The 13,504-nt window shown below is 55.3% G+C and carries 14 protein-coding genes and 1 tRNA gene; 8 read left to right on the forward strand and 7 right to left on the reverse strand.

What is annotated here, in order from left to right; genetic code table 11:
• Nucleotides 1–80: 80 nt before the first annotated feature.
• From P186_RS08050 to P186_RS08065, 4 genes are all read left to right on the forward strand, one after another.
• Nucleotides 81–653, forward strand: a complete 573-nt coding sequence (locus P186_RS08050; protein ID WP_014288957.1) for a carbonic anhydrase — start codon at nucleotides 81–83, stop codon at nucleotides 651–653.
• A gap of 37 nt (nucleotides 654–690) precedes the next feature.
• On the forward strand, nucleotides 691–1,020 hold the full coding sequence (locus P186_RS08055) for a hypothetical protein (RefSeq protein WP_148682869.1): 330 nt from the start codon (nucleotides 691–693) through the stop codon (nucleotides 1,018–1,020).
• 1 nt (nucleotide 1,021) lies between these two features.
• Entirely contained in the window at nucleotides 1,022–1,315 is a 294-nt protein-coding gene (locus tag P186_RS08060; protein WP_014288959.1) for a hypothetical protein, read from the forward strand.
• 89 nt (nucleotides 1,316–1,404) lie between these two features.
• The gene (locus P186_RS08065; RefSeq protein WP_148683196.1) at nucleotides 1,405–1,848 is read left to right on the forward strand and encodes a PaREP1 family protein; all 444 of its coding nucleotides are present in this window, start codon (nucleotides 1,405–1,407) and stop codon (nucleotides 1,846–1,848) included.
• A 5-nt stretch (nucleotides 1,849–1,853) separates the two neighbouring features.
• Here the strand turns inward: P186_RS08065 and P186_RS08070 are convergent, their stop codons facing one another.
• Nucleotides 1,854–3,926 (reverse strand): glutamate synthase-related protein, encoded by a 2,073-nt coding sequence (locus P186_RS08070; protein ID WP_014288961.1) that lies wholly within the window; start codon nucleotides 3,924–3,926, stop codon nucleotides 1,854–1,856.
• Nucleotides 3,923–5,653 carry a GltB/FmdC/FwdC-like GXGXG domain-containing protein gene (locus tag P186_RS08075; RefSeq protein ID WP_014288962.1) on the reverse strand — a complete coding sequence of 577 codons (1,731 nt, stop codon included), beginning with the start codon at nucleotides 5,651–5,653 and terminating at the stop codon, nucleotides 3,923–3,925. Before P186_RS08075 ends, P186_RS08070 begins: the two co-directional genes overlap by 4 nt.
• 444 nt (nucleotides 5,654–6,097) lie before the next feature.
• On the opposite strand from P186_RS08075, the gene P186_RS08080 reads away from it, so the two are divergent.
• The 3 genes from P186_RS08080 (at nucleotide 6,098) to P186_RS08090 (ending at nucleotide 9,691) form a co-directional block, all read left to right on the forward strand.
• Nucleotides 6,098–7,393 (forward strand): glutamine synthetase family protein, encoded by a 1,296-nt coding sequence (locus P186_RS08080; RefSeq protein ID WP_148682870.1) that lies wholly within the window; start codon nucleotides 6,098–6,100, stop codon nucleotides 7,391–7,393.
• 562 nt (nucleotides 7,394–7,955) lie between these two features.
• On the forward strand, nucleotides 7,956–9,017 hold the full coding sequence (locus tag P186_RS08085; protein ID WP_014287985.1) for an asparagine synthetase A: 1,062 nt from the start codon (nucleotides 7,956–7,958) through the stop codon (nucleotides 9,015–9,017).
• Nucleotides 9,017–9,691: a class II glutamine amidotransferase gene (locus P186_RS08090; RefSeq protein WP_014288966.1), complete on the forward strand. Its 675-nt coding sequence runs from the start codon at nucleotides 9,017–9,019 to the stop codon at nucleotides 9,689–9,691. The genes P186_RS08085 and P186_RS08090 overlap by 1 nt, the downstream gene beginning before the upstream one ends.
• Before the next feature lie 76 nt (nucleotides 9,692–9,767).
• On the opposite strand, the gene P186_RS08095 is transcribed toward P186_RS08090, so the two are convergent.
• A complete protein-coding gene (locus tag P186_RS08095; RefSeq protein ID WP_148682871.1) occupies nucleotides 9,768–10,334 on the reverse strand; it encodes a hypothetical protein in 567 nt (188 codons plus the stop codon).
• Between the two features lie 112 nt (nucleotides 10,335–10,446).
• On the opposite strand from P186_RS08095, the gene P186_RS08100 reads away from it, so the two are divergent.
• A complete protein-coding gene (locus P186_RS08100) occupies nucleotides 10,447–11,781 on the forward strand; it encodes a hypothetical protein (RefSeq protein ID WP_014288968.1) in 1,335 nt (444 codons plus the stop codon).
• A 77-nt stretch (nucleotides 11,782–11,858) separates the two neighbouring features.
• On the opposite strand, the gene P186_RS08105 is transcribed toward P186_RS08100, so the two are convergent.
• The 4 genes from P186_RS08105 to P186_RS08120 form a co-directional block, all read right to left on the reverse strand.
• Nucleotides 11,859–11,947: transfer RNA gene (locus P186_RS08105), tRNA-Met, on the reverse strand.
• Between the two features lie 33 nt (nucleotides 11,948–11,980).
• On the reverse strand, nucleotides 11,981–12,514 hold the full coding sequence (locus P186_RS08110) for an inosine/xanthosine triphosphatase (RefSeq protein ID WP_014288969.1): 534 nt from the start codon (nucleotides 12,512–12,514) through the stop codon (nucleotides 11,981–11,983).
• A complete protein-coding gene (locus tag P186_RS08115) occupies nucleotides 12,511–13,152 on the reverse strand; it encodes a class I SAM-dependent methyltransferase (protein WP_014288970.1) in 642 nt (213 codons plus the stop codon). Before P186_RS08115 ends, P186_RS08110 begins: the two co-directional genes overlap by 4 nt.
• Nucleotides 13,127–13,501: a hypothetical protein gene (locus P186_RS08120; RefSeq protein WP_014288971.1), complete on the reverse strand. Its 375-nt coding sequence runs from the start codon at nucleotides 13,499–13,501 to the stop codon at nucleotides 13,127–13,129. The genes P186_RS08115 and P186_RS08120 overlap by 26 nt, the downstream gene beginning before the upstream one ends.
• Between the last annotated feature and the right edge of the window lie 3 nt (nucleotides 13,502–13,504).

Here is a 13,504-nt window from a genome sequence, read left to right on the forward strand (position 1 = left end):
TAGATATGAGGTGAGAGGAAAAGCGAGCTAGACGTCTTATTTAACGCCAAGCTTTTACGAAGGGGGCGAGGCCGTAGCTCATGGGAATTGCTGTGTTCGGCCTCGCTGAGTGCAGAACCGTCAATATTAAAACTCATGCCTGTCTAATTTATGTGTGTCTCGAGGGATTTGCCAAGGTGCGGGCTGGGGTGGGGGGTCTATTCGCCGCGGAGATTTTGAGGCAGATTAAAGAGACCGCCAAGGCGCAGAGGCCTAGATGCGCGGTGCTTACCTGTAGCGACTCCCGCCTCTCGCCTGAGCTCCTCACCCTCTCGGGGATTGGGGAGATGTTCGTCGTGCGGGTGGCTGGCAACGTGGTGGACGAGCTGGTTTACCACTCTCTTAAATTTGCAGTGGAGAAGCTGGGCGTCGACACCATCTATGTGATCGGGCACAGGAGATGCGGCGCCGTGGCCCTCGGCATGGAGGGAGCCGCCCCGCCCCCCATACAGAAACAAATAGACGAAGCAGTCAAGCGGGCGGGCCGCCGCGAGCCGGAGGCCGTGGAGGTGGAGAACGTAAAGTTATCCTGCGAGAGGCTTAGAGACATCGGGGCTAGGGTCGAGGGCTACTACTACGACATGGACGCTGTCGAGCTGAGAAAAGTTTGTTAATAAGTAAAGTATATAAGAGGCGTTGTTATCGAGCCACATGAGTCCCGTGGGGAGCCTCACGGGGCTGGTTGTGGGGTGGATTGTTTCCACAATTGCCGTCTGGATTGCACTTAAGATTTTCCCCGGGAGGCAGAAGAACGAGAGCTTAACTGGGGCTGCCGTGACCGCGCTGGTGGGGGCCCTAATCTACTGGTTTTTCCACTCGGTGTTTAGAATACCCTTCGTAAGCGGCATACTCGCCTTGGTGGTGTGGCTCTACGCCTTGAGAAAGCTCCAGGGCGTTGGGTGGCTCGGCGCCGCGGCCCTAGCCCTTCTTATATGGGTAATAAACGGCATATTCAGCCTATTCCTGCCCACGATACTGTAAAGTGCATAGGAAGTTCCCCCCGCAGTGCGGCGTGACGTGCCGGATCGCCCATGTACTAGCCGAGATCTTCTCCACAGCCCAGGGAGTCACAGTGACGTTGCGCCCGGGGCAGGTGGCTAGGGAGGCCCGCGTATCCCCGATAGTGGTGGGGCAGATATTCAGAGCCCTGGCCGAGCGTGGCTATATGACGTGTAGCCGTGTGGGGGAGAGGCGGCTGAGATGCACCGTTAGGAGAGACTCTCCGCTGTGGAGCGGAGACCGCGAGGCGATCTACGCCATCCTCCAACAGCTGTAAAATTTTTATCAGCGCACGTATATAGAGCTGTGCTTAGGGAGCTAGCGAAGCCGTGGAGGGACGAGAGAGGCTATCTAGAGGCGAGGCTTATGGAGGCGGCGTATGAGAGGGAACTTGCCGAGAGATTTCTCTCAGAGGGGCTTATACGGAACGCCGCGGGGAAGGCTTGGCAGGCTTGGAAGGCGGTCCTGGCGGCCCTAGCGCTGAAGGAAAGGGACGCGGTGAGGGAGGCTTTTAGGGGGGTAAAGAAGATGCGCGGCGGAAAGGCTATAAACGAGGGCGACTGGGTAATTGCCTTCATGCTCTCTACCCGCGTGAGGCTTGTGGCGCAACTTTTGGCGCGGAGGCACGGCGACGAGGTTCTTATGTACACAGACATAGCCCTTAACCTCCACGAGTATCAATACAACGGCCCCGATCGAGAGGGCATTTTCAGTAGATACCCCAGCGACGAGGCCGCCGCCGAGGACATCAAGAGGCTGTTAAGAGGAGTCGGCGAGTTCACCAACCGCCTTGTCGAAAAAGGCGGCTGAGAGCGCTACCTCCCGGCGACCTCTACGCCCAGCAACCTGCCGACGCGGCCGTCTAGAGATCTCAACAGGTCTAGGTTTCCTACCAAGGTGTGCATGTAGCTGGTGACGCCGCCGGCCCCCATCAAGACTTTTAACTCAGCTGTGAGGTTTGCTATCAGGTTTTCGTATCTACACCGCCTCTCCCCCTTGGGCATGTCCTTTACCCTCTGGCTTACATATTGAAAAGCGGACAGCGGCGCCACAATGTCGGCGCCCAGCGCCGCCGTCTTATACACATCAGCGCCGTTGTAGAGATCTCCCACGGCGACGATAAGCGTTTTGTTTCTCCGGCCGCTCTCCATAAGCCTCCTGTGGAGCCTCGCCACGGCGGCTTCCAGCGGGAGATCTCCGCCCAGTCTCTCGTCTATAACCACAACGCCCGGTCCGACGTCGGCGTCGCTCGGCGGGATAACCGCGGGGTTTAAAGCGCCTATGCAGTACTCCCCGTATCTACAGCGGTCTGCCAGTATGGGGGCGCCCATTACATACGCCGCGTCCTCCACAGCTTCGTCCACCGCCGGCGCGGCGATAGGCGTGTCGAAGGTGACGTCGCCGAACCTCACAGACACGTCTACGTCCTCTCTATACGGGTCGACGGAGGGTCTTGTGACCTGCGCAGCCTCTATTCTCAACACGTCGAGCAACCTCCTGGCGGGGGTTGTGTAGCCGGGGACTACACCGCCCATTCCGGTGATCGGTATATGGACAGACTCGTAGTACTCCCTCGGGACGACTACCCGCCGCGTTTTGTCAAACCACGCCGCGTCGCCCGGTTGCCCCAGCTCCACGCCGATGGCGTCGGCTAAGTCCTCGTCTACGTGGTGTATCTGCAACAAGTCGCGCCGCCCCACCAGCTCTTTTATACTTGACATGCCCAAGGAGTAGAGCACAGCCTTCAGCCCCCGGGCCACGGCTAGGAGATAGTTGCGGAGCACCGAGGACCCCCATTCGATGTCAAGCTCCTTCCCCGAGCCTATCATGTTCGTCAGCGCCGTGGGGCAACCGCCGGTGTGGCACGCGTGGCACATGATGCAACCCATCGCCAAGAGAGATGCTGTGCCTAGATTCGCCATGTCGGCGCCTAACGCCGCTATTTTAGCCACGTCCAGCGGGGAGTACAGCATGCCGCCCGCCACCACCAGAAAGCCGCTCCTAGTCCCGTCTTTCCTAAGCCACTGATCCACCACCGGCACCGCGATGTCTATGGGTATCCCCAGATGGTCCCTAGCCACTATAGGCGTGGCGCCCGTGCCGGCCCCGGCGCCGTCGATAATGATGCCCTCGGCCGTCGACCTCGCCACGCCGACAGACACGTAGTGTATCTTATTAACGGCGGCGACCTTCACCAGCACCGGCTTTTTAGTCAAGTCCCGCAACGCCTTTACCCTCTGCGCCAAGTCCTCAATTGAATATATGTCGTGGTGAGGCGCCGGGGAGATAGCCTCGCTACCAACAGGTATTTTTCTCAACTGCGCTATTATATCAACAACCTTTCTCCCCGGGAGGTGCCCCCCGATGCCGGGCTTAGCCCCCTGCCCAATCTTAATATTCACCGCAATGCCAGCCCTAAGCAGATTCATGTCCATCCCGAAGCGCGCAGAGGCCCACTGAACCACGATATTTCTATACTTCGCCACCTCCGGGTGCAACCCGCCCTCCCCGACGCCCGCCACAGCCCCCACCTCCGTGACGGCCTTTGCAATTGCAATATTGGGATTTCCGCTCAACGCGCCGAAGGACATGTCGCCGACGTATATAGGCATTTCAAGCCTCGCGGCGCCGATGTTCACCCCGACGTCCACGTCGATTTTATCAGCTATCCTAAACGCCTCCTCTAGGCTACTCCTCCTCAAATCTCTAAAAACCATCCTATCAAGCAGGCGGCCGAATTTCTCAGGCTCAAACCTGTCAAGCACAGGCTCCGCGGTCTGCGCCATCTTTCTAATTGCCAGAACTCTACTAGGCTCCCAAAACTCTGGCACAATATGGCGCGCCACCTCTATATAGCTCTTAACCACCAAAGGCCTTAGGCCGCTCATAGAGCCCTGCCGCCAAGCGGCTTTATGATTGTAAACACCTCCCTCCTGATGTCTATATCTGTGTTAAATATAGAATTAAACCTATTGATATACGGCTCTAAAAGCCTCAGCTCCTCTTCGGAAAGCTCCCTCACCTCCACCCTGTGCGTGACAGAAAACAGCTCAGCCCTCCCATCCAGCTTCGCTATCAGCTCGGGGCTTCTCAGTATTTCCTCATACTGCTCCCAACTCAACTCCCTCTCTCTGCGCATCACCTCTAGGTACCTCCTCAACCTCTTCGGATCAAATCCATAGCCTATCCTCTCCCTCGGCACCTCCCCCCTTATGAATATAGTCCCCCCAACCATGCCGCTGCCAATCCTCCACCCCACCTCCTCATCCCAAGTCTTTCTCAAAACCACCACAACCCCCCCGCCCATGTACTCCCCCAGGTAGTCGCCGGCTGAGCCCCCGATTATCATCACGCCGCCTCTGTGCTGAATAGCGGCGCGGGTACCCGCGTTGCCATATACATAAATCTCCCCCCCTCTCTTTGCCTGCCCCACAGCGTCGCCGACGTTGCCAAACACGGCGAGGACGCCGTCGTTCATCGCGTCGCCTAGGTCGTCCTGCGCGTCGCCGTATATGTTAAACACGCCCCCGCTCATCACATTTGCAGAGGCGTTACCCACAACACCCCACACGTTGATCACCCCCCTATACATGCCGTTGCCAACATAGCGGTGGCCGGCTACGTTCACCACGTTCACCACCCCGCGTCTCTCCAACTCCTCTCTCACAACCTCGGCCAATTTAGTAACCTCATACCTAGAGGCGTCTATAGCGTCGGGGGGCTGTGGATAAGCCAGATACTTAACAACCCGCTTTCTAAAGTTGCCCCACACCTCGCCCCCCTCCGCAATTATGTACTCCCCACTTCTCATAGCCCAGACCTCCGCGTCTTTAGCCACCCTCTTAATAGCCATAGCCTCGCTCGCCACGTAGAGAACCTCGCCGTCGAACCCCACGTAGAGGGGGCGGAAGTGCTGTAGATCCACAAACGCCCCAAATATCGGCTTAGACTTGCCAATTATAAAAGCCACGGCGTAGGGGCCGTCCAGCCTCGCCCACCTAACCCTTCTGCCATACATCAACTCCAGCACGGCGTCCTCTACACCGTACTCCCTGTACAGCTCCCACAAGAGGTGAGCTATAACTTCGCTGTCAGTGCCGCTGAATTTCCCATAGCCGTAGACAAACCTCAGTAGGTTTACATTAGAGCCGTATGAGCTGAGGTCGCCGTTGTGGACAACCGCAACGTCGCCTACAGAAAATGGATGTGACTGGTAGGGATACCAACCGGGGCTGTTGGTGGGGTACCTAGTGTGGCCTATCCACACGCTACTCTTCAAACTTTTAATATCATACAACTTGGCGATGTCCTCCGGCCACCCCACTATTTTATACACGTCAAGCCACCTACTCCTCATATATACAAAAGCCCCCTCGGGGAGGCTATCTCCGGAGGTGGCCACGTTGTCATAAATCCCGCCGGGTAGCTTGACAGAAGCAGGTGAGCTTGGCGACGGGGCGAAGAACTTAACAACCTCTCTCCCCCAGTCTCTAAATAATGCAATACCTGCGCCGTGCTGGGTCCCTCTCTCCCTCATTGAGAGAAGCCCCTCAATTACGGTGCCAGAAAATATATCTCCGCCTTCAATACTATATACGCCAAATATACCGCACATGGACCTCAATAGATTGAGGACCTTTTAAAATTTTCAGACTTGATATTTGATAATATCACATTCAAATTTTTATAGTAGGACCAGAATTTTAAATAAGTAAAGCCATCAAAACTTCCATTATGAAAATCCATAAAATAGTAAGTTTGAAATTACGTAATTATAATAGGAAGCATTAATCTGAATATGATGCTTATTATTATAACAATTGTATAATAGATTTTGCCCAGCAACTTATCCAACACCTAGACACAAGAAACGGTGCAACACGCACATCAGAGGCTGCTGGCTCAGCAGATGTGGGAACAATTTCTATCACATACAATGGACTCACTGTATTTCTTCCAAGCAACGCTGTGGAGGTACTAACATAGCTTTCTATATATATTTCCCCTCCGCTAAATATGTTTGGAACTAAAATTAATAAAGGTGGTAAGTATTGAGGCTATGCCGGTCGAGGGTCTAGACATGTGGAGGGTGTTAAAAGGCGCTGGGATAAAATACGTGAATTTTATAATAGCAGACATCTACGGAAGGCCCAGAGTTGACGTGATGTCAATAGACATGGCTAAAGACGCGTTTATAGACGGAGTACCTTACGACGCGTCATCTATACCAGTCTACAGCACGGTGAATAAAAGCGACTTCGTGGCGATGCCCGACCCCTCAGCCGTGTACATAGAGGCTTGGAACGGCGGCAAGACCGCCTACGTCTTTACCAATACTCTAGAAGGCGACAAGCCGTCGCACCTGGATCCAAGGAATATACTCCAGAAAACTCTAGACATTGCCAACCGCCGCGGGTACCAATTCAAGATCGGCATAGAGCTTGAATACTTCATTGTAAGTGGAAACCCGCCTAAACTCGTAGACCAGGCTGGCTACTTCGACGTACCGCCTCCGCAGACGAGGAAGGTAGTTGAAGAAATTATGGACTCCTTCGCCGCCGCCGGCCTCGGCGACACCAAGACACACCACGAGGTAGCCCCATCCCAGTTCGAGGTTAACATCCCCTACGGCAACCCGGTTAAGGTGGCAGATTCGGTGTTGATATACAAGATAATGGCCCGCTCTGTGGCGGCTAAACATGGATACACTGTTACATTCATGCCGAAGCCCTTCTGGGGGATGAACGGCAGCGGGGCGCACACCCATGTATCCGTGTGGAGAGACGGCCGCAACTTGATGGCCTCCGTCAAGGAGCCAACGCCGGAGCTGAGATACGCAGTAGGCGGCTTATTAGAAAACGCCATTTCGATATCCGCGTTGGTGGCGCCCACCGTGAACTCATACAAGCGCCTCGTCCCCCACCACGAGGCTCCCACCCGCGTCGTGTGGGGCCTCGGCAACCGCTCGGCGATGGTGAGGATCCCCTACTACGCCGGAAAGATAAACAGGATCGAGTACAGACACCCAGACCCCTCCATGAACCCCTATCTAGGCTTCGCGGCAATTATGCTGGCAATATTGAGAGGCTTGGAGGAGAGGATCGAGCCGCCGCCCCCCGTGTCCGAGGTGGCGTACGAACTTGAAGGGGTGAAGGAGACGCCGCGCCACTTGGGAGAGGCCGTTAAGTACTTCGCCGAAAGTAAAATAGCTAGTGAACTACCCTCCGAGGTTGTGAAGGCCTATGTACGGCTTAAGGAGGCGGAGTGGCAGAGCTACGTCGAGAAACATCCATGGGAAAAGACCTGGAACACAATTACGGATTGGGAGTACCAGCAGTACCTACTAACAGCGTAGTCCACATTTTCTATTCTCAGCCTTCCTTTTCACCAAGGTGAAGCTTTAGCGAGAGGGCCGTTATCCGCCTCCTCAATCAGCCACGTGCTAGAGATCTCAGATGTATATAAGACGCGCCCGTTTTTTACGGCGGCGTAAACGCGCGGGGGAAAGGTGTAGAGAATTACATTCGGCCTCTGAAAGATGGACTGCAGATGTTAACATCAGCCACTGAAAAATACGGCGCATCGGAGCCAGGCGTCGAAGACGCGGCGGCTCTAGATAGAGGGTGGCATCTATGCTGGGAGTACCGTATCTCTACGGCTAATCTTACATACACCTCACGCGCGACGATAAACTGCATAAATCCACTAAAGCGCATAGCCAGAAAGCGATACATAATCGGGCGGCTCTTTGCCAAGCTCTACAACAAATATGCAGTCCTTTTCCTACCGAAATTCTGTATACAATGTAAATTATCCATACATGCCCGTATTAGACGTTTCACAAGGCTATAATCCTTTAGGGAGTTTTAGTACATTAATCACGCAATATTTATCCCTCTGTTCATCCCCCCTCATTTATGGATTATCTGGAGCCTAGGTTTCACCCTGCTGTGGTTGAGTTTGAGAAGCTTGTGGCGGATAGGGAGGGCTACCGTAGGGTGTTGGAGGAGTGGCTTAGGTACTCGTGGAGGTGGGCCCGCGTCGACAGATACCGGCTAGTCTTCAAGATACAGGCGGCTGCCCTAAGGGCTATCCGGGAGTTTCTAGACCGCCAGGGCTTTACAGAAGTCCTCCCGCCGATAATCGGCCCCGTGACGGACCCCGGCATTAGGGGGGCCAGGCAGGCCTCCATTGACTTCTACGGCCGTGAGTATAAGGTGATGTCCTCCGCCATCCTCTACAAGCAGTACATGGCCGCCTCCCTCGGCAAGATATACTTCATAAGCCCCAACGTCAGGCTTGAGCCCCCCGACTCCATATACACCGGGAGACACCTCGTGGAGTTTGTGCAGGTGGATGTGGAGATGCTGGGCGCAGACTACCACAGGGCAATGGAGGTGGCGGAGGGCCTCGTGGCCTACGTAGTTAAGGCCGTGGGGGAGGAGTACGGAAAGAAGCTGGAGGAGGTGTTCGGCAGATCTCTGCCGTCGTTTAAGCCGCCGTTTAGGAGGTACAGCCATGGGGAGGTGGTGAAGATTGTAAACTCCTTGGGTTGCCGGAATCCGCCCGATGCGGAGCTTGAGTGGGGGTGTGAGAGGCTTTTTTCTGCATTACACAGCCAGCCTGTGTTTATATACGACTACCCCAAGGGTTCACGCGGCTTCTACGACCGGGAGGATCCGGCGAGGCCGGGGGTGTTGAGAGATTTCGATATGCTCTACCCAGAGGGCTTTGGGGAGGCTGTTAGCGGGGCTGAGCGGGAATTCGAGCCGGAGAGAGTGGCGGCGAGGATTAGAGAAGGCGGGGAGGACCCGGCGAGGTATCAGTGGTATCTAGAGATGTTGAGAGAGCTCTACCCTCTGCAGACGGCGGGCTTCGGCATAGGCGTAGAGAGACTGACAAGATACCTATGCGGCCTGAGAGCAGTATGGGAAGCCCGGCCATACCCAAAACTAGCAGGAATAGCGCCGACGCCGTAATGTGTAGGATATTGCTGTCGGTGGGGGGCCGCCCCTCTAGCTTTTTCAAGTCGTTTATTGAAATCTCCAAGCGAGATAGGACAATGGGCTGGAGCCACGGCAGTGGCTGGGGGGCGCTCTGGGCCTCTAGAGAGGGGTTTGGGGTGTACAAGTCTCTGAGGCCGATATGGGAAAGCTTCGTGGAGCCGCCGGTCGGCTACTCGCTTTACCTACTACACAGCAGGCTGGCCTCCGTTGGGAGGGTAGCCTTCGAGAACACCCACCCAATTGTCTACGGCCGCTACGCAATTGCCCACAACGGCACTCTGGACAAGGAGAGATTTCTAGCTGAGCTGGAGAGGCGCGGAGTGGAGGTCGGCGACGTGGCGGGGGAGACAGACTCCGAAGTTTTACTCAAAGCCATTGTTAAAATGGGCGCGGACGAAGACGCGGTGAAGGAGATCGCAGAGGCGGCGAGGCAGTTCATAGACCCCGAGGAGCCCCTCCTAAACTTCGCCTTTATAGACGGCGGCGGGAAGGCCTACTTCTACACGTACAGGGAAAGCGAACACCCGCACTACGTCCCCGTCTACGCCGAGCTCGGCGACGTGTTTCTAATCGCCTCAGAGCCACTAGGCGGAGGCGCGGAGTGGAAAACTCTAAAAAACGGCGAGTTGCTAACCCTCACATACTAACTAATCAACGGCCGACTCATCTCTACAACGCGGAACGGATAAGCAAAAGGGACGACGCCTAATCTCCGTCCAGGCTCTAACTGCTATCCCGATGCCCCTTTTCCTCCTCCTTTCTCCTGGCGAGGGCCACCCATATAGAGGCGTAGATGTGGAGTTTCCACGTCTCCGGGGTCCCGTACTCCAGAATCAGCCGCCTAGCCACATCCCTAAGCCACACAGCCTCGTCGTATGTAAGCTCCTCCTTCTCGATAAGGGCCTTCAGCCTCTCCACTTCCTCCCTCGTAAGCGGGTTGGCCCCCACCAGCTTCACAACCCGCCAAAGCTCCCCCCTCGCCAAGTCTGCACTCCTCTTATCAATCACACCCTCCGCGGCTAGGAACTCCACAAAAAACTCTCGATAGCCGGCAAAGCCGTGGAGAAGACGGTCAAGCCGCCGGTCGATATATCCCTTTAGATCCGCATCTCTTTTACTAACATCTTCAAAACCAAGCCGCATCTCCCGCTCTAGCCTCTCAAATCTGCTGTCTACATCTCTAAACCTGTTTTCAATTTCCTTAAACTTGGCGCCAAGCCAGTACAATGCCCCGCCCAGCAACCCAATTATAGTCAAGGAAAACCCAACCACGTAGTAAACCACATCCACAACCCAACCGCGCCACCCATATATAAGTCTTGACATATCACCAAAAGTTTCAAAAGACACCCTCGGTGCTCCCATCACTATTGCGGATATAACGGCGTGTAGATGTGCAGTCGTGGAGACTGGCGAGTTGCTAAGCCGCATAGAGACCGCACTCAGCCCGCAACCGCCGCCCACGCTGGAAGAGGTCTTGGCTGAGATAGGAAGGAGGGGCGTGGTGACAGGAGGGCTGAACAGAGTCCTCCAAGGGTATAAGATATACGTTTCATATGTCGCGGAGAAAATAGCACAAATGGCGCCGCAACACGAAGATATAGAAAAAGGAGCGGTGATAATGAAGCAATTACTTGATAGGTTAGGGAAGGTGGCGGAAGGCGTACTGAAAATGGTAAGAGAGCATATTGATAGTGGAATTACGAAAATTAACGGAGTCGGGGTTTACGAAGCGGGAGGCCACAAGAGCTATTATGTGAAAATAGGCGGAGTAAAAGGAGAGAAGAATTTTCCAAACCTACTCAGCGGAATGGAACTGGAGCCGTTTCAATTAGGTTGGAGAGCGTCTGACGAGAGCAGGGTTGGGAAATACGCGGCGTTGTACACAACACAACTCTGGCAGTTGTACGCCTGGCTAGCCGTGAGGCCAGGTCGCGTTAAGATCTACGTCCCCCGTCTCAACCTCACCAGACATGGAGCATCTCCGATGTTTGTAGCCGTGGCTGAATGCCACATCCAGGCGTGGTCTAAAGACGAAGCACAGAAACTAGCTATTGAATACATAAAGAGGGGGGACTACAGGCCGTTGTTAACTTGGTGGCTAGGCGACGGCTCCGTCAAGTGGTCCTTTGTGGAAAAAAGGCACTATAAATTGAGAATCAGCGCAGGGGACAATATCAAGCAACAATTGACGCAGTTAGTTGGCGGATTTTACGAAAGGAGAGAAAAATACTTCTATCTGGCAGGCGGGAAGAGGCTATTCAAAGACCTGATAGAGTCGGCTGGTGATTATGGCAAATTGCTGGATATATTAAGCCCCCACAAGTGGCAGTATCTTAAATCCATATACACACCTAGGAGGAAATATAAGAGAAGCCCCCCTTCGAATGTACCCAATGTTATCTATGTGGAGACTCCAAGCGGCACTATAGGACTTAGATTACAACTGGTGTTTAATGAAGGCGGTGCGCTATACGCCGTAAAATACTGTAGCTCACAAGAGGAGGCTCATAAAGTGGCTGAGGCGTTGCGCCGACTCTCCACAGAGCCAAGGATTACGAAAGGCAAGACAAGCTACGCCGTTTACATACCAACACAAGAATTTATAAAATTAGTAAAAAATGATAAAAATCTATATATGTTTGTAAAAGAATACATTCATAGAAGACTAGAAATTGCAACAGAGCAACAAAAGGCAATTATTTTGAAGTTAGTCAAAAGACTTGGCTTAGAATAACCCCCATCTAAATGCTTTACAGCTTTCTTGGACTAGTCTATGAAAATATCAAAAATTTATTCAAAGAATGTCAATAGTAGCGGGGCCCGGATTTGAACCGGGGACCTCGGGGCTCCACGGATCTCCGTTATGAGCCCCGCGGCCTACCAGGCTGGCCTACCCCGCTCGTCTCTGTTTTTGTGTGGGTTTATATGTTTTTCTAGGTTTTGTATAGAGGGGTGTTATAGGGGAGTCTTGGGACTAGGGCCATGGCGACGGCGGCTAGGTTTAGGTCTTTTCTGGTTATGCGCCTCTTGGTGAGGGCGCCTATGATGCCTTCGCGGTAGCCTATGGAGGGTCTTTGGTAGTGCCTCTCGGCTAGGGCGCCGAGCTCCACGCCGTTTAGGAGGTGGGGGAGGAAGGGGGGTGGTATCTGGAAGGCGGGGCCGAAGCCTATGGTCACAACGCCTTCTCTATCTGCGACGGCGGCTATGGTTATGTCGAGGTGGGTGTCGGCGGCCTGCACCGCGCCCGCCTCTATCCCGACGCCGTGTTCTGCCTTGGGTATCTGGCTCAGCGCGGCTTTTGCCCTCTCCACGGCTCCCTTTACCACGGTTTCGAGGCCTATGGGCTGTGGGGGGACTGGGGGCCGCGCCGGGGCTGGCACCACCACCGCCGGTATGCCGAACATCTTGTAGGCCTCCTCCACTGCTCTTATCTTGTTTGGGTTTTTAGTCCCCACAGCCACTATCACGGGTGGGGAGTTTTCCCCCGTTTAAATTCTAGACAGGCGAAGCCTGCCCGCTCGGCCTCGTCTATGCCCGTGTCGACGGGGTCCTCGGGGGCGTCGGGGCCGGGGGGCGGGGTGAATAGGGTGGCGACCACCCTGGCGGGGGCGAGGCCGGGGGCCATGGCGGCTACCTCAGCCAGTGTGTAGAACTTGGCTTTGGAGTAGAAGGGGTGGCCCCGGGCGCCCAGCTCGGCGTAGAGCCTCCCCCATGGCGATTTTCCCGGGACTACGCAGGCCACGATCCTCTGGGCGACGCGGGCGGCCTCTCTCAGCACCGCCGCCGGGTCGTCGACGAAGCAAAGCGTGACGACGAGGAGGGCGCATGGGTAGGCCCCGTCCCTGAGGGGCAGGCTTTCGCCGACTCCCTCCACCAGGTCTAGGTCTCTGGGGGCTAGCCTCAGCATCTCCCGCGCCGGGTCAACGCCGGCTCTGAGGCCGAGCGGCGCCGCGAATCTCCCCGTGCCGACGCCGATCTCCACCCCGCCGACACAGCCCAGCCTCTCGACGGCGGCTAGTTCAGAGGCGTATATGGCTCTGTGCCTCTCGTACCACTTGTCGTAGTCGTCGGCCCTCTGCCTAAACACCTCGGCGCTCCTCCACATATGGACAGTACCCCTCCTCCGCCACCTTGAGCTCGTACACGCCGTGTTGAGTCACCAAGGCGACTCTCTCGGCGGGCGGCGCCTCCCTAATTACCAAGGCGCCGTGGGATCTCTTCGGAATCACGACCTCATTCTCGGTGTGCTTCACTTCGCCGTGGCCCGCGACAGCGCTGGGGGGTAGGTGGTATCCCCCCACGTCGATGTACATGAGATTCAGCTCCCGGGGGGCGCCGTCTATACAGACGACGATGTCCCCGCCCTCTCTATATGCGTATATCGCGGCGGCCTTTGGCCAGTGTAGGAATGGGAGGAGGTCGGCGATTAGCTGGATCAGTGCGGCAATATCCACTGA

It is taken from the genome of Pyrobaculum ferrireducens (assembly GCF_000234805.1).
Taxonomy (GTDB): Archaea; Thermoproteota; Thermoprotei; order Thermoproteales; family Thermoproteaceae; genus Pyrobaculum; species Pyrobaculum ferrireducens.